Below are 17,638 nucleotides of genomic sequence, written 5' to 3'. Positions count from 1 at the left end.
CTTCACTCCCTGCCCGTCAGTCCCCACGCGTCCTCTTCGGGCTCGTCGTGCACTTCATCGTACCCGCGGGTCATGTCACCCACGGGGTCGGCGCCGTAGCGGTCGCCGTCGTCGCTCGGACCGGGCGCGGGGGCCACGGGCGCCGGAGCGGCGGGCGGCTCCTCGCCACGGAGCTTCGCGAGCACCGCGGGCAGCTGGTCCGCGGTGACGAGCACGTCGCGGGCCTTCGACCCCTCGGACGGACCGACGATGTCGCGGGACTCCATCAGGTCCATCAGGCGACCCGCCTTCGCGAAGCCGACACGGAGCTTGCGCTGCAGCATCGAGGTGGACCCGAACTGCGTCGAGACCACCTGTTCGACCGCCGCGAGGAGCAGCTCGAGGTCGTCGCCGATGTCGGCGTCGATCTCCTTGCGCTCGACCACGGCCTGGACGTCCTGGCGGTACTCGGGCTGGGCCTGGCGGGTGACGTGCTGGACGACCTCGGCGACCTCGCCCTCCTGCACCCAGGCACCCTGCACGCGCAGGGACTTCGACGACCCCATCGGCAGGAACAGCGCGTCGCCCTGGCCGATGAGCTTGTCGGCACCGGGCTGGTCGAGGATGACGCGGGAGTCCGTGACGCTCGTGACCGCGAAGGCGATGCGGGACGGCACGTTCGCCTTGATCAGGCCGGTGATGACGTCCACCGACGGACGCTGCGTAGCGAGCACCAGGTGGATGCCGGCTGCACGGGCGAGCTGGGTGATGCGGACGATCGACTCCTCGACGTCGCGCGGGGCGACGAGCATGAGGTCGGCGAGCTCGTCGACGACGACGAGCAGGTACGGGTAGGGCTTGAGCTTCCGTTCGCTGCCCGCTGGCAGGACGATCTCCTCGTTCTCGATCGCCTTGTTGAAGTCGTCGACGTGGCGGAACCCGAACGACGCCAGGTCGTCGTACCGCATGTCCATCTCCTTCACGACCCACTGCAGCGCTTCGGCCGCCTTCTTCGGGTTCGTGATGATGGGCGTGATGAGGTGCGGGACACCCGCGTAGATCGAGAGCTCGACGCGCTTCGGGTCGACCAGCACCATCCGGACCTCGGACGGCTTCGCCCGCATGAGCAGCGACGTGATCATCGAGTTGATGAAGACCGACTTGCCGGAACCGGTCGAACCGGCGACGAGCAGGTGCGGCATCTTCGCCAGGTTCGCGACGACGAAGCCGCCCTCGACGTCCTTGCCGACGCCGATCGTCATCGGGTGCTTCGACTTGCGCGCGGCGTTCGAGCGCAGGACGTCGCCGAGGGACACGATCTCGCGGTCGGTGTTCGGGATCTCGACGCCGATCGCGCTCTTGCCGGGGATCGGCGAGAGGATGCGGACCTCGTTCGAGGCGACGGCGTAGGACAGGTTCTTCGACAGCGCCGTAACCCGCTCGACCTTGACGCCCGGACCGAGCTCGATCTCGTACCGCGTGACCGTCGGCCCACGCGAGAACCCGGTGACCTTCGCGTCGACCTTGAACTCGGTGAGCACGCCGGTGATGGCGGCGACGATGTCGTCGTTCGCCTGGCTGCGGGCGACCGAGGGGGTGCCGGAGCTCAGGGTCGTGGCGGCGGGCAGGCGGTACGGCTTCGACGGGTCCTCGTCGGACCCGGCTGCGGCCGCGCTCAAATCGGCGGCGGCGTCGGCCTCGTCCGGCTCGTCGACGACCTCGGGTTCGGACAGGACCGCAGGCACCGCCGGTCGGATGTCGCCGGTCGGTTCCGGACGCGCGGGGACGTCGGTGCCGAACGCGCGGAGCGCCTGCTCGGCGTCCTGCAGGTCCTGCTCGACGGAGTCGTTGAGGTTGACCGACGCGGGCTCGGCGGGTGTCAGGTCGACCAGGCCGACCGCGGCGCCGGCGTTCGGGTTCGTGGTCGGTGCGGCCGCCGCGGGAGCAGCAGCAGCCGTGGGCGGGGCCGTCGGAGCGACACCGGTCGCCGGGGGCAGGACGGGGCTGTCGTACGCCGGGTCCTCTTCGCGCCCGGACTTGTTCCGGCGCCACCACGGCACGTTGTCGCCGTCGGCAGCGTCGTCGCTGTCGCCTGCTGCGCGATCGTCGCCGAACCCGAGGTCGTCGAACAGCTGGAAGTCGGTGTCGCCCTTCTTGCCGCGCTTGGTCGTCTTGGTGCGGGTGGCGGGCGCCGCTGCTGCTGCTTCGACCTCGGGCTCTGCCGCCGGGGCCGGCGCACCGAACAGGTACGCGTACAACTCGTGCAGGCGACGACCGACCCTGTTCGGCGGCGTCTTGGTGACGATGAAGAGCGAGAGCACGAGCAGCACGACCGCCACCGGGACCGCGACCCACGCGGTCGCGATCGTCACGAGCCAGCCGATCACGACCCAGCCGAGCACCCCGCCGGCCGCTGCCAGCGCGGGCATGCCGTCGGCTGCGCTCGGCTGCCCACCGAAGACGTGGCAGAGCGAGGCGATGGAGACGAGCAGGATCCCCAGGCCGATGCCGATGCGGGTGTTGTCGTGCACCGAGGCCGGGTGCCGGAACAGCCATCCGGCGAAGACGATCATGATCACCGGCAGCGCGAACGCCAACCGGCCGAACAGTCCCCCGAACGTGTAGGCGTCGAGCGCGACGGACACGTCGTTCGTCGGGTTGAGCCACTCGACGACCGCACCGGCGATGGCCAGCACGAACAGCAGGAACGGGAACCCGTCGCGCCGCTGGTCCTTCTCGAGCGACTCCTTGCCGAGCAGCCGGAACACCGCGCCGACGCCGTGCGCCATCGCGAGCCAGAACGTCACGAGCGGGTTCTGCTCGCGGAACACCGGTGTCGGTGCAGCCTGCGGCAGCTTCTTCGTCGTGGCCTGGGTGCGCGACGAACCACGCGTCCCGTTCCCACGGGACGACGTGGACGCGCGCGAGCGCGTGGTCGACTTGGTGCCTCCGGCCATGGGCAGAACCCTAATCCCCACTCAGGACAAACCAAGGGAGGCCCGCCGCAGCATCCGTGACGGACGCTGGACGGGCCTCCCGGTCGACCGCGATGAACGCGACTGACGCGACGAACGCGCTACGCCTCGATGACCACCGGGACGATCATCGGACGGCGGCGGTGCTTGGTGTTGACCCAGCGGCCGACCGTGCGGCGGACGACCTGCGCGAACGCGTGCGAGTCGCGCGTGCCGTTGGCGGCCGCCTCGGCGATCGCCTTGGCGATCTGCGGACGGACGTCGTCGAACACGGAGTCGTCCTCGGCGAAGCCGCGCGACTGGATCTCCGGGCCGATGACGCACTGGCCGGTGGTGAAGTCCACCGCGGCGAAGACCGAGATGAAGCCCTCTTCCGACAGGACACGGCGGTCCTTGAGGTCGGCGTCGGTGATCTCGCCCACGGTCGAGCCGTCGACGTACACGTAGCCGATGTCGAGCTGCCCGGCGACCGTCGCGACGCCGTCCTTCAGGTCGACGACGATGCCGTCCTGCCCGAGGATCACGTTGCGCGGCGGCACACCCGTCTGGATCGCCAGGTCGGCGTTCGCGTACAGGTGACGGTGCTCGCCGTGGACGGGCAGCACGTTGCGCGGACGCAGGATGTTGTAGCAGTAGAGCAGTTCGCCGGCCGAGGCGTGTCCGGAGACGTGCACCTTGGCGTTGCCCTTGTGCACGACCTTCGCGCCGAGCTTCGTCAGCCCGTCGATGACGCGGTACACGGCGTTCTCGTTGCCGGGGATGAGGGACGACGCGAGGATGACGGTGTCGCCCTCGCCGATCTCGATCTGGTGCTCGAGGTTCGCCATCCGCGCGAGCACGGCCATCGGCTCGCCCTGCGACCCGGTCGACATGTAGACGATCTGGTCGTCGGGGACGTTCTTCGCCTTCTTCGTGTCGATGAGGACGTTCTCGGGCACCCGGAGGTAGCCGAGGTCGGCGGCGATGGTCATGTTGCGGATCATCGAGCGCCCCATGAACGCGACCTTGCGGTTCGCGGCCGCGGCGGCGTCGAGGACCTGCTGCACACGGTGCACGTGCGACGAGAAGCTCGCCACGACGACCTTCTTGCGCGCCCGCATGATGATGTTCTCGAGCACCGGTCCGATGTCCCGCTCGGGCGCGGTGAAGCCCGGCACGTCGGCGTTGGTCGAGTCCGGCAGGAACAGGTCGACGCCGGCCTCACCGAGACGCGCGAACGCACGGAGGTCGGTGATGCGGTCGTCCAGCGGGAGCTGGTCCATCTTGAAGTCACCCGTGTGCAGGACACGACCGGCGGGGGTCGTGATCGCGACGGCGAGGGCGTCCGGGATGGAGTGGTTCACGGCGACGAACTCGAGGTGGAACGGGCCGAGCTGTTCCGTCTGGTCCTCGGCCACGACGAGCGTGTACGGCTTGATCCGGTGTTCCTTGAGCTTCGCCTCGACGAGCGCGAGGGTCAGCGTGGAGCCGATCAGCGGGATGTCGTCGCGGAGCTTCAGCAGGTACGGGACGGCGCCGATGTGGTCCTCGTGGCCGTGCGTGAGCACGACACCGAGGACGTCGTCGAGGCGGTCACGGATCGGCGCGAAGTCCGGCAGGATCAGGTCGACCCCGGGCTGGTGCTCCTCGGGGAAGAGCACGCCGGCGTCGACGATGAGGAGCTTGCCGTCGTACTCGTAGACGGTCATGTTGCGACCGATCTCGCCGAGTCCCCCGATGGGGATGACGCGGAGGGTGCCGGGTTCGAGCGGCTGCGGTGTGGAGACTTGTGTGGGCATTCGGTCCTACGGATTCGGGCGACGCGCGGGGAGCGCGCCGCGGTGTTCGCTAGCGGGTGGTGCCTGGCACCTTTGGCAGTGCGCCGCCGGCCGCTGCGTTGCGGTCGGGGCGGAAGTTCGAGAAGTCGGCGCCGGGCACGTCGTGCACGGCTTCGAGCGAGGTCTCGATGGCGTACGCCTCGGAGTCCTCGGGGCCGACGAGCGGCAGACGGACGCGCGGGCTGCCGATGCGGCCGAGCCCGTGCAGGATGTACTTCGCCGCGACGGTGCCGGGCACGTGGGTCATCACGGCGCGGACGAGCGGCTCGACGCGCTTGTGCTCGGCGGTGGCGGTCGCCAGGTCGCCGCGGTTCACGGCGTCGACGATGGTGCGGTACGGCGTGCTCGTGATGTTCGCGGTGACGCCGATCAGGCCCGTCGCACCGATGGACAGGTGCGGGAGCACGTTGGTGTCGTCGCCGGAGAAGTACATCAGGTCGGTGTTGTTCAGCACGCGGGACACCTCGGCGAAGTCGCCCTTGGCGTCCTTCACGGCGAGGATGTTCGGGTGCTTCGACGCGCGCAGGATCGTGTCGTAGGTGATCGGGATGCCCGTGCGCCCCGGGATGTCGTACAGGATCACCGGCAGGTCGGTCGCGTCGGCGATCATCCGGAAGTGGGTGAGCACGCCCGACTGGGTGGGCTTGTTGTAGTACGGCGTGACGATCATGACGCCGTCGGCGCCGGCCCGCTCGCTCTGCTTGTAGAGGTGGATCGCGTGCGCGGTCTCGTTCGACCCACCGCCCGTGATGATCTTCGCGCGGCCTGCGGCGACGGACTTGCCGACCTCGACCAGCCGGAGCTTCTCGGGGTCGGTCAGGGTGCTGGTCTCGCCGGTGGTGCCGGTGACGACGATGCCGTCGGCGCCGGCCGTGATGCAGTCGTCGATGTGCTGCTCGACGCCGGGCCAGTCGACCTCGCCGTCGGCCGTGAACGGGGTCACGAGGGCGACGAGGACCTGACCGAAGGGATTCTCACGCGGGGACACGGGCACCAGCGTACCGGGGATGGGCGCGATGGCCGCCGTCCGGGTGGACGGTCGCCTGCCTGCGGCGCGGACGGGAGGCCCGGATCGCGTCCGTCAGGCACCGCCCGTCCGGTGGGAAACAGGTTCCGGACGCTCAGGCGCGGTGCCACTCGAGGAAGCGGTAGCGGGTCCCCGTGCGGGATTCCTGCCACGCGCCCTCGTCGACGAGCGACCAGTCGGCCGACTCGTGGAGCGTCGGAGCGACGGTGTCGCCGGGCACGTCGACGTCGATGACGGTCTCGGACACACGCTCGGCACGGTCCAGCGCTGCGGCGTAGACCTGCCCGCCGCCGATGACCCAGACGGTCTCGTCGGCACCGCCGGCACCGTCGAGGGCGGCCACCAGCTCGTGCACGACCTCGGCGCCGTCCGCCGACCAGGACGGGTCGCGGGTGAGCACCACGTTGCGCCGACCGGGCAGCGGACGGAACCGCTCGGGCAGGGACTCCCAGGTGCGCCGGCCCATCAGCACCGTGGCGTCACCCGTGACCTGCTTGAAGTGCGCGAGGTCCTCGGGCACGTGCCAGGGCATGCCGCCGTCGGCCCCGATGACCCCGCCGGTCGACCGGGCCCACACCATGCCGATCATCAGACCGCGACCGCGGCCTTGATCGCCGGGTGGTGGTGGTAGCCGACGACCGTGAAGTCCTCGTACTCGTAGTCGTCGATGGAGTCCCTCGGTGCGAGCTCCAGGGTCGGCAGGGCGTACGCCGTGCGGGACAGCTGCTCCTCCACCTGCTCGACGTGGTTGTCGTAGACGTGGCAGTCGCCGCCGGTCCAGACGAAGTCACCGACCTCGAGCCCGGTCTGCGCGGCGATCATGTGGGTGAGCAGGGCGTACGACGCGATGTTGAACGGGACCCCGAGGAACATGTCCGCGCTGCGCTGGTAGAGCTGGCACGAGAGCTTGCCGTCGTTGACGAAGAACTGGAAGAACGCGTGGCACGGCGCGAGCGCCATGTCCGGGATGTCCGCCACGTTCCAGGCCGACACGATGAGCCGTCGGCTGTCCGGGTTCGTGCGGATCTGGTCGATCACCTGGGCGATCTGGTCGACGTGCTCGCCGGACGGGGTCGGCCACGAGCGCCACTGCACGCCGTAGACCGGGCCGAGGTCGCCGTCCTCGTCCGCCCACTCGTTCCAGATCCGGACGCCGTGTTCCTGCAGCCAGGTCGCGTTGCCGTCGCCGCGCAGGAACCAGAGCAGCTCGTACGCGATCGACTTGAAGTGCACGCGCTTCGTGGAGACGAGCGGGAAGCCCTTCGACAGGTCGTAGCGGAGCTGCGCACCGAACAGACTGCGGGTCCCGGTGCCGGTGCGGTCGCCCTTCGGCGTGCCCTCGGTGAGGACCCGTCGGAGCAAGTCCTCGTAGGGGGTCGGCACAGTGGGGTCGGGCTGCACGGTCTCGCTGTCGCTCACACACAGAAGACTACGTCGGCATGAGTAGCGTTGGCGGCATGGCAGACACGGCGGCAGAGCCGCTCTCGATCCTGATCGCCGGCGCGTCCGGTTTCATCGGCACCCCGCTCGTCCGCGCGCTGCGCGAAGCGGGCCACCACGTGACCACGCTCGTGCGACGCGAGCCGCACACAGCTACGGAGTTCCGCTGGGCCCCCGGGCGCCGCCCGCTCGACCCCGCCATCGTCGACGGCGCCGACGTGGTCGTCAACCTGGCGGGCGCGAACATCGGCAAGCTGCCCTGGACCCGCTCGTACCGCGAGGAGATCCGGCGCTCGCGCGTCGACGCGACCGACACCCTGGTCGAGGCGATGCAGCACGCCAGCACGCCCCCGGCGCTGTTCCTGTCCGGATCGGCCTCGGGCGTGTACGGCGACCGCCCGGCGGACGTCCTGCAGGACGACGCGGCGCCCGGCACCGGGTTCCTCGCCGAGGTCTGCACCGCATGGGAGGCCGCGGCGAACGCGGCGCCGGACGGCGTCCGCGTCATCACCCTGCGCACCGGCATCGTCATCGGCGAGGGCGGCGGCGCGCTCGCTCCCCTCATCCCGCTCACCCGGGCCGGGCTCGGCGGGCGTCTCGGCACCGGCGGGCAGCACTGGCCGTGGATCGCGCTCGAGGACGAGGTCGGCGCCATCGTGCACCTGGCCACGAGCCCGTCGGCGTCCGGGGTCAGCGGGCCGGTGAACCTGGCCGGGCCGGAGGCCGTCGTCGCCGACCGCATCACGAAGCGCGTCGCCGAGGACCTGCACCGGCCGTACCTGTTCCGGATCCCGGAGTTCGCGTTGCGCCTCGCACTGCAGGACGCGGCGGACGAGATGCTGCTGTCGAGTCAGCAGATGGTGCCGACGAAGCTGCTCGAGTCCGGCTACGCCTTCCGCTACACCCGCGCGTCGGACGCGGTCGACGCGGTCCTCTGACCGGGGGTCAGGCGCTCGCCCGCGACAGCGCGGTGCGCATCGCGGCGCGGGCACGCTTCCGGTCCCCCGCGGCGTCGTAGACGACCCCGAGCCGGTACCAGGCACGCCAGTCGGCAGGGTCCTGCTCGACGGCGGCCTGGTACTTCGGGAAGACCTCGTCGGCGGCCTCGCGCGTCGGTCGGCCGGAGGGCCGGACCGGCACGACGTCCTCCGGTGCGCCGCCCTCGGCCTCGAGGCGGGACCCGAGCCGGGTGATCCGGACACCGAACCGGAACTCGAGCACGAGCAGGAGTGCCCCGATCGCGGCGACGACGAACAGCGCGACGCCGATGCCGATCCCGATCGGGATGCCGGTCGCGATGAAGGCGACGGCCCGCTGCCCGACGAGCACGATGTAGAGCGCCAGCAGCAGGGTCATCAGCGCCGCACCCCAGAACGGCGACCGGATCGCGCGCCCGGCCCGCGCTGCACGTCCCACCGGGTCAGCCGATGCCGAGGACGCTGCCGAGGCCCACGGTGAGTCCGCGGGCGGACCCGAGTGCCGACAGCGCCGCCCGGATCCCGGCGACGTAGGCGACGTCGTCGTTGGTGTCGTGCCGGATGGTCAGGGTCTCGCCGGGGCCGCTGAGCAGGACGTCCTGCACCGCCTTCACCCCGGGCAACCGGAGCGAGTGGATCGGCACGCTCGCCACCTGCTGACCGCGGGCGCGTTGGTCGACGTGCGGGGCCTCGACCGGACCGACGTCGCGCCGCGCCTCGGCGATCAGTTCGGCGGTGCGCACCGCGGTGCCGGACGGCGAGTCGATCTTGCCGGCGTGGTGCGTCTCGACGATCTCGACCGAGGGGAACCACGGCGCCGCGATCGTGGCGAGGTGGGTGCCGAGCACCGAGCCGATCGAGAAGTTCTGGACCACGAGGACGCCCTGGTCGGGTCGCTCCTGCAGGGTGGTGCGGAGCTTCGCGAGACGGTCGGCCGACCAACCCGAGGTGCCGACGAGCACGTTCGCCCCGCTCGACAGGGCGTTCTCGACGATCGCGGGGCTGAGCGCCGGCACCGTCACGTCGACGACGAGCGCAGCGCCGCCGAACACCGACGGAGGCGCCTCGTGGGCACCGTCCTTCGACGACAGACGGGCGACGAGCTCGAACTCCGGGAGTTCCTCGACGACGGAGGCCACGAGGCCCCCGAGACGACCGGTGGCGCCGACGACGGCGACGGGAGTGACCATGCGGTCCATCCTAGGATCGACCCATGTCAGTCGAGGTCAGGACCGTGCCCGCCGATCTGCCCGAGGTCGACGTCCTGCTCGACGCGTACCTGGACGAGCGCGAGGCGACGTTCCCGAGCGCGCAGGGCACCTACTCGCGCAAGCGGACACCGGCTGCCGAGTTCACGCCGCCGAACGGCGTCTTCGCGGTGGCCTACGACGGCGGTACCGCAGTCGGGTGCGGCGGGCTCCGGCGGATCCCGGACGGGGTCGACGCGACGGGCGCCGACGACGTCCGGTTCGAGGTCAAGCACGTCTTCGTGACCCCGGGCGGACGGGGCAAGGGCATCGCGTCCGCGCTGATGGACCTGCTCGAACGGGAAGGTGCCGCGCTGGGAGCGACGAGCATCGTGCTCGACACGAACGACTCGCTCGTCGCTGCGGGCGCGATGTACCGCGGTCGGGGCTACGAGCGCGTCGCAGCGTTCAACGACAACCCGAACGCGACCGCCTGGTACCGCAAGCCGACGACCCGCTAGACGGGCTGGTCGACCGGCAGCCCGGTCCGCAGCTCCACCGGCAGGTGGGCCAGGTCGTTCAGGGCGACCACCTCGGCCGGCTTCGCGGAGCGGATCCGGATGATCGTGAGTGCGGTGTGCGCCACGTTCGTGCCCATCCAGCGCCACTCGGGGGCCTGGAACGCCTCGCGCACGAACCAGCCGATCACGGCGTTGTGCGTGATGAGCAGGTCGTGCCGGTCCTCGCGCGCCGGGGTGAACCACTCGGAGACGGCATCGCCCATCTGGGCCTGTCCTGCGACGATCTCCTCTTCGGTGACACCGCCGTACCAGCCCTGGTAGGCGTGCGGCATGTCCGGGGTCGGGCCGGAGGGGACGCAGTCGAACAGCAGTGTCGACGGTTCGGGCTGGATCGAGGGCAGCCGCTGCGCCAGGAACGCAGCCGTCTCGCTCGGGGCCTGCAACGGGGAGTGGTACACGCCGTCGAAGGGCAGGCCACCCAGTCGGTCGGCGACGAGCATCGCCTGCCGCTTGCCGCGCTCCGACAGCTTGCCGTCGCGGAGGCCGTGCTCGGCGTCCTGGTGTTCGCCGTGCCGGACGAGGTACAGGTAGTGGGACATGTCCGTGCTCAGCTGCCCATCCCGATCGCTGCGGCGAGTTCGTCCTGCTGCACCGCTCCGACCACCGACGTGATCGTCGGACGGGTCAGGAGGTCGCGGGCGAGTTCGAGCACGCCGTCGGTGGTGACCCGGTCGACGCGCTCCAGTGCGGTCGACAGGTCGGTGTACTCGCCGGTGCCGAGCTCGGACCGGCCGAGGCGGGTCATGCGGGCGTCGGAGTCCTCGAGCGAGAGGGTCAGGGCACCCTCGATCTGGCCCTTCGCGCGGCGGAGCTCGTCGTCGGTGATGCCGTGGTCCACCATGCGGCGGAACTCGGCGTCGATGATCTCGATGACCCCGGGGACGTTGTCGGGCGCGCAGCCCGCGTAGACGCCGAAGGCGCCGTTGTCGAGGTAGGCGGGCGCGAACGACGACACCGCGTAGGCGAGGCCGCGGCGCTCGCGGACCTCTTGGAACAGCCGGGAGCTCATGCCCCCGCCGAGCACGGCGTTCAGGACGCTGAGCGACGGCCGGCGGTCGTCGCGCAGGTCGAGTCCCTGCGAGCCGCGGAGCATGCTCACCTGCTCGGTCGGCCGGTGCACCACCGACAGCTTCGGCTCGATGGGGTCTGCCACGGTCTGGGGTGTGCGGCGCGCGAGCGGTTCGGCGCGCGGGGCGTCGTGGAACACCGCGGCGACCGCGTCGCAGAAGCGGTCGTGGTCGACGGCACCGGCGGCGGTCACGACGATGCCGTTCGGTGCGTAGTGCTCGCGGTAGTGGGCCAGGACCTCGTCGCGCTGGACCGCACGGATGCTGTCCGGGGTGCCACCGATGGGGCGACCGAGCGGGTGTCCGCTGAAAGCCGAGGCGAAGAACGCCTCGCCCGCCACGTCGGCCGGGTCGTCGGCGGCCATCGCGAGCTCTTCGAGGATGACGCCGCGCTCGACGGCGAACGCCTCCGGGTCGAGCACCGAGCCGGTCACCATGTCCCCGATGACCTGCACGGCCATCGGGACGTCGGCGTCCCGCACCCGTGCGTAGTAGCAGGTGTACTCCTTGGCCGTCGCGGCGTTGTGCTCGCCGCCGACCGAGTCGAACGCGATGGCGATGTCGAGCGCCGACCGGGTCTCGGTGCCCTTGAACAGCAGGTGTTCGAGGAAGTGGGTCGATCCGAACTGCCCGTCGCGTTCGTCCCGCGAGCCGACGCCGACCCAGAACCCGATGCTCGTGGAGGCGGCACCGGGAACGGCTTCGGTGAGCACACGCACACCCGACGGCAGCACGGTGCGGCGGACGAAGGCTCCGCCGGACGTCAGGAACGACGTGTCCGGGGCCCCGAGCGGCAGTGGCACTGGCTGGTTCATCGCAGACGAGCCTACTGATGCTCCGGAGCCCGCCGCCCAGTTTCCACAGGCGCACGGACTGTCACTCGAAGAGGGGTACAGAAATTGCGGACAGACCGACTCGTCTGTCTGTCCTCCTTGTGGTACAGTCGTTCACGCCGGATCGAAAGCCCCCCTAAGTTCCGATCCGGCGGCTCGGGACATCAGTCCTCGCGGCCACGAGTCCCCCCACTCGTCCGCGGAGCCGATGAACCAAGGAGCCACGCTGTGACGGTCGATTCCCCCCAACCGGCCGTCCAGCGTCTCCCTGGTCCGAGCACGAACCTCGCGTCGCCGGACGGGTCGAGCGTCCCCCCGACTCCCCGCTCCGGCGGCGCGAAGGTCCGCGTCCTCGAGACGGCCACGCGACTCTTCTACGAAGAGGGCATCCACAGCGTGGGCGTCGACCGCCTCATCTCCGAGGCGAGCGTCACGAAGGCGACGTTCTACAAGCACTACGGGTCGAAGGACAACCTGATCCTCGCCTACATCCGCACCCAGCACGAACGGGTGCAGGAACGCATGGAGCGGCTCGTCGCCGACGCCGGCTCCCCCGCAGCAGCCGTCCGCGCCTGGGTCGCCGCCCTCGCCGACGAGGTCAACGGCCCCGACTTCCGCGGGTGCGCCTTCCTGAACGCCGCCGCCGAGTACCACGACCCCCGTGACCCCGTGCGCGAGGTGGTCGCCACCCACCGCGACTGGTACACCGACCGGCTCGCCACCCTGCTGCAGGAGTCCGGCCACAAGCTGCCGGGCGACGGCGCCGACGAGCTCATGCTCGCGCGCGACGGCGCGATGGCCGGCGCCTACGCCGGTGACGCGATCGCCGCGACGGCCGCCCTCGGTCGCGTCGTCGACCGCGTCCTCGCCGACTGACGTCCGGCTGGTCCGCGCGCCGCGCGCATGCGCATGCGCCTCCCGTCCGCACCGTGCGCACTCCCGCACCCCGTGCGAGCTTCCCCGCTCCGTGCGCGCCTACAACCCCGCACCCACCCACCAAGGCCGCACCAGCCCGAGAAGGCGGCACCGTGCAGACGGGAGGAACGTGACGGGGCCGCACCGCGCCTCCCGTCCGCACCGTGCGCACTCCCGCACCCCGTGCGAGCTTCCCCGCTCCGTGCGCGCCTACAACCCCGCACCCACCCACCAACGCCACACCAGCCTGAGAAGGCGGCACCGTGCAGACGGGAGGAACGTGACGAGACCGCACCGCGCCTCCCGTCCGCACCGCGCGCACTTCTGCGCCCCGTGCGAGCTTCCCCGCTCCGTGCGAGCTTCCCCGCTCCGTGCGCGCCTACACCACCGCACCCACCCACCAACGCCACACCAGCTGACGAAACGAGCACCGCGCATCGGGCTTCGGGCACCCACCGAGGCTGCGGGTGTTGGCTGGGGGCATGGCCAACGACCCCAACTGGAACCTCCCCGAGGTCCCCTCGTTCACCCTGACCAGCCCCGACTTCACCGACGGCGGCGAGCTGCCGACCTCGGCGCGCGGCACCGACGCCGGTGGTGAGGACCGCTCCCCCGCACTCGAGTGGTCCGGCGCACCGGAGGGCACGAAGAGCTTCGTCCTCACCGTGTACGACCCCGACGCCCCGACCGGCTCGGGCTTCTGGCACTGGAGCCTGACGGACATCCCGGGCTCCGCGACCTCGCTGCCCGCCGGCGCCGGCACCGACGACGCCCTGCTGCCCGCCGAGGCACTCCGCCGGCGCAACGAGTTCGGCACCGACACGTTCCTCGGCGCCGCCCCGCCCGCGGGCCACGGCGTGCACCGCTACTTCTTCACGCTGAGCGCCCTCGACGTGCCGCTGCTCGAGGCGCCGGCCGACGCGACCCCCGCGGTCGTCGGGTTCGTGCTGCGCGAGCACCTGCTCGGCCGCGCACAGCTCGTCGGCACGCAGGAGACCCCCGCCGCGTAGAACGATCCCGCAACGACGAACGGCCGCCGTCCTGCGAGGGACGACGGCCGTTCGTGTGCCAGGGGAGGATCAGACGGTGGCGTCCGTCGACTCCTCGCGGGCGCCGCTGGAGTCGGTGTCCGACTCCTCGGCGACGACCGGCGCGAGCGACAGCTTGCCGCGGTCGTCCACCTTGGTGACCTCGACCAGGACCTTCTGGCCGACGCCCAGGACGTCCTCGACGTTCTCCACACGCTTGCCACCGGCGAGCTTGCGCACCTCGGAGACGTGGAGCAGACCGTCACGGCCCGGGAGCAGCGACACGAAGGCGCCGAACGTGGCGATCTTCACGACGGTGCCGAGGAACTGGTCCCCGATCTCCGGGTTGGTCGGGTTCGCGATCGCGTTGACCGACGCACGAGCGGCCTCGGCCGACGGTCCGTCGACGGCACCGATGTAGACGGTGCCGTTGTCCTCGATCGAGATGTCGGCACCGGTCTCGTCCTGGATGCCGTTGATCGTCTTGCCCTTCGGGCCGATCAGCTCGCCGATCTTGTCGACGGGGATCTGCACCGAGATGACGCGAGGAGCGGTGTCCGCCATCTCGTCGGGAGCGTCGATCGCCTCGTTGAGCACACCCAGGATGGCCGAGCGGGCCTCCTTGGCCTGCTTCAGCGCCGCGTCGAGCACCGTCGACGGGATGCCGTCGAGCTTGGTGTCGAGCTGGATCGCGGTGACGAACTCCGAGGTACCGGCGACCTTGAAGTCCATGTCGCCGAGGGCGTCCTCCGCACCGAGGATGTCGGTCAGCGCCGCGTAGCGGGTCTGACCGTCGACGGTGTCGGACACCAGGCCCATCGCGATGCCGGCGACCGGGGCCTTGAGGGGCACACCGGCGTTGAGCAGCGAGAGGGTCGAGGCGCAGACGGAGCCCATCGAGGTCGAGCCGTTGGAGCTGAGCGCCTCGGAGACCTGACGGATGGCGTACGGGAACTCTTCACGCGTCGGCAGCACCGGCACGAGGGCGCGCTCGGCGAGGAAGCCGTGCCCGATCTCGCGACGCTTCGGCGAACCCACACGGCCGGTCTCACCGGTCGAGTAGGGCGGGAAGTTGTAGTGGTGCAGGTAGCGCTTCTTCGTGACGGGCGACAGCGAGTCGATCTGCTGCTCCATCTTGAGCATGTTCAGCGTGGTGACGCCGAGGATCTGCGTCTCGCCGCGCTGGAAGATCGCCGAACCGTGGACGCGCGGGATCACGGCGACCTCGGCGTCGAGCGGACGGATGTCGGCGAGGCCGCGGCCGTCCATGCGGATCTGCTCGGTCAGGATGCGGCCGCGGACGACCTTCTTCGTGACCGACTTGTACGCGGCGCTGACCTGCGAGTTGGCGACCTCGGGCAGCTCGCCCGCGGTGACCTGCTCCGCGATGGCGGCCTTGACGCGCGACTTGAGCGCGTCGTCGGCGTCCTGACGCTCCGTCTTGGCGGCGATCTTGTAGACGTCACCGAGCTCGGAGAGCGCGAGGGCCTCGACGGCCGAGTAGACCTCGGGCGCGTACGGCGGGAAGACCGGGTAGTCCTGGATCTCCTTCGCCGACTGCGCGGCGAGCTTGGCCTGGGCGTCGACAAGCGACTTGAGGAACGGCTTGGCCGCCTCGAGCCCCTGCGCGACGATTGCCTCGTCGGGCTTGGTGGCGCCGCCCTGGATGAGCTCCCAGCTGTGCTCGGTGGCCTCGGCCTCGACCATCATGATGGCGACGTCCTCGTTGCCCGCCTCGTCCGTGACGACACGGCCGGCGACGGTGAGGTCGAAGACGGCGTCAGCGAGCTGCGACGCCTTCGGGAACGCGACCCACTGGTCACCGATGAGCGCGAGGCGCACACCGGCGATCGGGCCGGAGAACGGCAGACCGGAGATCTGCGTCGAGGCGGACGCGGCGTTGATGGCCAGCGCGTCGTAGAACTCGTCCGGAGCGATGCTCAGGACGGTGATGACGATCTGGACCTCGTTGCGCAGGCCGTCGACGAAGGACGGGCGCAGCGGCCGGTCGATCAGACGGCAGACCAGGATGGCCTCGGTCGACGGGCGGCCTTCGCGGCGGAAGAACGAGCCGGGGATCTTGCCGGCGGCGTAGGAGCGCTCCTCGACGTCGACGGTCAGCGGGAAGAAGTCGAATCCTTCACGCGGGTGCTTGCCGGCGCTGGTGGCCGAGAGGAGCATCGTTTCCTCGTCGAGGTACGCGGCGACCGCGCCCTGCGCCTGCTGTGCGAGCCGACCGGTCTCGAACCGGACGGTGCGCTTGCCGTACTTGCCGTTGTCGATGACGGCTTCGGCGAACTTGATCTCGGGACCCTCCAAAAGGGTGCCTCCTTGAAGTGTGTTCGGCAGGCCTTGGCGACGGCACTCGATGGTGCGTGCGCGCCGATCGTTCCGGACGCATGTCTGGCCAGCAGTAGAAGCACTCGGGAAACCGTTCCGGCCCGCGAGCCACCACCGATGACCAGCTCCGTGCCCGGCCTGCGCAGTGTTTTTTCGTGCGTCCGGGGAAACGGTCCCCGGACACGATGGACTTTACCAGTCCACAGGGAATCGGCGGCGCGGCTCGCGGACACCCGGGCGAGCCTCGGTAGCCTGCTGCCATGCGTCTCACCCCCTCGCGGGGCGTGCTCGTCGCGGCCGCCGTGGTCGTCGGCGCGCTCGTCGCCCCGGTCCTCACCGTTGTCCCGGCGACCGCGACGGAGTACCCGACCTGGCAGGACGTGCAGCGGGCCAAGGGCAACGAGACCGCCAAGCGTGCCGAGGTGACCAAGGTCCAGGCCGCGCTGCAGTCGGCGCAGGACGAGGCCGCAGCGAAGTCGCAGGCCGCGCTGACGGCCTCGTCGAAGGCGGACGCGGCCGAGGCGGAGCTGGCGGAGGCCACCCAGGCCGCCACGAGCCTCCAGGCCCAGGCGCAACGCGCGTCGGAGACGGCCGAACGCGCGCAGACGCGCGCCGGTCAGCTGGCGGCGAACCTGTACCGCGACGGCAGCACGAACCAGATGACCACCCGGATCGCGACCGCCGGCAACCCGGACCAGCTGCTCTACCAGCTGGGCGCCCTCGACCAGCTGTCGTCCACCTGGTCCGGCGTGATGGACGAGGCGTCCGTCGCGGCCGGCACGGCGTCGTCGCTGCACGAACAGGCCGAACGCGCCGAGGCCGAGCGGGCGACACGTGCGCAGGCAGCCGAGGAACGCTCCGCGGCGGCGAAGTCGGCCGAGGCCGTGGCGAACGCCGCCGTCGAGTCGACCGAGCAGCACAGCGACGAGCTGTACGCGCAGCTGGCGTCGCTCCGGGACACCACCGCCGAGCAGGCCGCCGGGTACGAGCTCGGGCAGAAGGTCGCGGCGCAGAAGGCCGAACAGCAGCGCAAGCGCGCGGCGGCGGCTGCAGCGCAGGCGGCGGCAGCAGCCTCGGCGAGCGCCGACACCGGCGGCGGGAGCACCAGCGCCAGCGGCGGCTCGGGCACGAGCTACCCGAGCACCGGCGGGGTCGTCGTGGACCCCGCTGCCGCGCAGGCCTACGCCCGGAGCGCCCTGGGTTCCTACGGCTGGGGCGACGACCAGTTCTCGTGTCTGGTGTCGCTCTGGACGCAGGAGTCCGGCTGGCGGGCGAACGCACTGAACGCCTCGAGCGGCGCCTACGGCATCCCGCAGTCGCTGCCGGCCGAGAAGATGTCGGCGGCCGGAGCGGACTGGCGGACGAACGCGAACACGCAGATCAACTGGGGGCTCGCCTACATCAAGAGCGCGTACGGGTCGCCGTGCGGTGCGTGGGGGCACGAGATGAGCGTCAACCCGCACTGGTACTGA

Annotated in this window: 15 protein-coding genes; 5 read left to right on the top strand and 10 right to left on the bottom strand. The window is 70.9% G+C overall.

Features of this window, described 5'->3' with window-relative positions; genetic code table 11:
* Positions 1–2: 2 nt before the first annotated feature.
* From KZI27_RS07660 to KZI27_RS07640, 5 genes are all read right to left on the bottom strand, one after another.
* A complete protein-coding gene (locus KZI27_RS07660) occupies positions 3–2,936 on the bottom strand; it encodes an FtsK/SpoIIIE family DNA translocase (protein ID WP_222660345.1) in 2,934 nt (977 codons plus the stop codon).
* Positions 2,937–3,055: 119 nt separating this feature from the next.
* Positions 3,056–4,732, bottom strand: coding sequence for a ribonuclease J (locus tag KZI27_RS07655; protein WP_222660343.1), 1,677 nt, complete (start codon positions 4,730–4,732; stop codon positions 3,056–3,058).
* A gap of 49 nt (positions 4,733–4,781) precedes the next feature.
* On the bottom strand, positions 4,782–5,759 hold the full coding sequence (gene dapA, locus KZI27_RS07650) for a 4-hydroxy-tetrahydrodipicolinate synthase (protein ID WP_222660341.1): 978 nt from the start codon (positions 5,757–5,759) through the stop codon (positions 4,782–4,784).
* 133 nt (positions 5,760–5,892) lie between these two features.
* Positions 5,893–6,387, bottom strand: a complete 495-nt coding sequence (locus tag KZI27_RS07645; protein ID WP_222660340.1) for a dihydrofolate reductase — start codon at positions 6,385–6,387, stop codon at positions 5,893–5,895.
* Positions 6,387–7,217, bottom strand: coding sequence for a thymidylate synthase (locus KZI27_RS07640; RefSeq protein WP_261784173.1), 831 nt, complete (start codon positions 7,215–7,217; stop codon positions 6,387–6,389). Before KZI27_RS07640 ends, KZI27_RS07645 begins: the two co-directional genes overlap by 1 nt.
* A gap of 38 nt (positions 7,218–7,255) precedes the next feature.
* Between KZI27_RS07640 and KZI27_RS07635 the strand changes: the two genes are divergently transcribed.
* Positions 7,256–8,176, top strand: a complete 921-nt coding sequence (locus KZI27_RS07635) for a TIGR01777 family oxidoreductase (RefSeq protein ID WP_222660338.1) — start codon at positions 7,256–7,258, stop codon at positions 8,174–8,176.
* Between the two features lie 7 nt (positions 8,177–8,183).
* Here the strand turns inward: KZI27_RS07635 and KZI27_RS07630 are convergent, their stop codons facing one another.
* Both KZI27_RS07630 and KZI27_RS07625 read right to left on the bottom strand, forming a co-directional pair.
* Entirely contained in the window at positions 8,184–8,654 is a 471-nt protein-coding gene (locus KZI27_RS07630) for a tetratricopeptide repeat protein (RefSeq protein ID WP_396290710.1), read from the bottom strand.
* Between the two features lie 4 nt (positions 8,655–8,658).
* Positions 8,659–9,405 (bottom strand): 4-hydroxy-tetrahydrodipicolinate reductase, encoded by a 747-nt coding sequence (locus KZI27_RS07625; RefSeq protein ID WP_261784172.1) that lies wholly within the window; start codon positions 9,403–9,405, stop codon positions 8,659–8,661.
* Between the two features lie 23 nt (positions 9,406–9,428).
* On the opposite strand from KZI27_RS07625, the gene KZI27_RS07620 reads away from it, so the two are divergent.
* Entirely contained in the window at positions 9,429–9,923 is a 495-nt protein-coding gene (locus KZI27_RS07620) for a GNAT family N-acetyltransferase (RefSeq protein ID WP_222660334.1), read from the top strand.
* Here KZI27_RS07620 and KZI27_RS07615 read toward each other — a convergent pair.
* Both KZI27_RS07615 and KZI27_RS07610 read right to left on the bottom strand, forming a co-directional pair.
* Positions 9,920–10,522: a histidine phosphatase family protein gene (locus KZI27_RS07615; protein ID WP_123313525.1), complete on the bottom strand. Its 603-nt coding sequence runs from the start codon at positions 10,520–10,522 to the stop codon at positions 9,920–9,922. The genes KZI27_RS07620 and KZI27_RS07615 overlap by 4 nt on opposite strands.
* Positions 10,523–10,530: 8 nt before the next feature.
* Positions 10,531–11,865: a M16 family metallopeptidase gene (locus KZI27_RS07610; protein WP_222660333.1), complete on the bottom strand. Its 1,335-nt coding sequence runs from the start codon at positions 11,863–11,865 to the stop codon at positions 10,531–10,533.
* 246 nt (positions 11,866–12,111) lie between these two features.
* Here KZI27_RS07610 and KZI27_RS07605 point away from each other — a divergent pair, with 246 nt between their 5' ends.
* Positions 12,112–12,759 (top strand): TetR/AcrR family transcriptional regulator, encoded by a 648-nt coding sequence (locus KZI27_RS07605; protein ID WP_222660331.1) that lies wholly within the window; start codon positions 12,112–12,114, stop codon positions 12,757–12,759.
* Positions 12,760–13,280: 521 nt separating this feature from the next.
* On the top strand, positions 13,281–13,808 hold the full coding sequence (locus KZI27_RS07600; protein WP_123313522.1) for a YbhB/YbcL family Raf kinase inhibitor-like protein: 528 nt from the start codon (positions 13,281–13,283) through the stop codon (positions 13,806–13,808).
* A 69-nt stretch (positions 13,809–13,877) separates the two neighbouring features.
* Here the strand turns inward: KZI27_RS07600 and KZI27_RS07595 are convergent, their stop codons facing one another.
* Entirely contained in the window at positions 13,878–16,145 is a 2,268-nt protein-coding gene (locus tag KZI27_RS07595; RefSeq protein ID WP_222660329.1) for a polyribonucleotide nucleotidyltransferase, read from the bottom strand.
* Between the two features lie 281 nt (positions 16,146–16,426).
* Here KZI27_RS07595 and KZI27_RS07590 point away from each other — a divergent pair, with 281 nt between their 5' ends.
* Positions 16,427–17,638 (top strand): coiled-coil domain-containing protein, encoded by a 1,212-nt coding sequence (locus tag KZI27_RS07590; protein ID WP_222660327.1) that lies wholly within the window; start codon positions 16,427–16,429, stop codon positions 17,636–17,638.

Origin of the sequence: Curtobacterium sp. TC1 (assembly GCF_019844075.1) — a bacterium.
Taxonomy (GTDB): domain Bacteria; phylum Actinomycetota; class Actinomycetes; order Actinomycetales; family Microbacteriaceae; genus Curtobacterium.
This window is presented reverse-complemented; position numbering and strand designations above follow the sequence as displayed.

Bases quoted from the DNA above. Each gene is read 5' to 3' on its own strand.
- KZI27_RS07660 (WP_222660345.1), bottom strand. From the start codon at position 2,936: ATGGCCGGAGGCACCAAGTCGACCACGCGCTCGCGCGCGTCCACGTCG.
- KZI27_RS07620 (WP_222660334.1), top strand. From the start codon at position 9,429: ATGTCAGTCGAGGTCAGGACCGTGCCCGCCGATCTGCCCGAGGTCGAC.
- KZI27_RS07600 (WP_123313522.1), top strand. From the start codon at position 13,281: ATGGCCAACGACCCCAACTGGAACCTCCCCGAGGTCCCCTCGTTCACC.
- KZI27_RS07645 (WP_222660340.1), bottom strand. From the start codon at position 6,387: ATGATCGGCATGGTGTGGGCCCGGTCGACCGGCGGGGTCATCGGGGCC.
- KZI27_RS07615 (WP_123313525.1), bottom strand. From the start codon at position 10,522: ATGTCCCACTACCTGTACCTCGTCCGGCACGGCGAACACCAGGACGCC.
- KZI27_RS07655 (WP_222660343.1), bottom strand. From the start codon at position 4,732: ATGCCCACACAAGTCTCCACACCGCAGCCGCTCGAACCCGGCACCCTC.
- KZI27_RS07590 (WP_222660327.1), top strand. From the start codon at position 16,427: ATGCGTCTCACCCCCTCGCGGGGCGTGCTCGTCGCGGCCGCCGTGGTC.
- KZI27_RS07635 (WP_222660338.1), top strand. From the start codon at position 7,256: ATGGCAGACACGGCGGCAGAGCCGCTCTCGATCCTGATCGCCGGCGCG.
- KZI27_RS07610 (WP_222660333.1), bottom strand. From the start codon at position 11,865: ATGAACCAGCCAGTGCCACTGCCGCTCGGGGCCCCGGACACGTCGTTC.
- KZI27_RS07625 (WP_261784172.1), bottom strand. From the start codon at position 9,405: ATGGTCACTCCCGTCGCCGTCGTCGGCGCCACCGGTCGTCTCGGGGGC.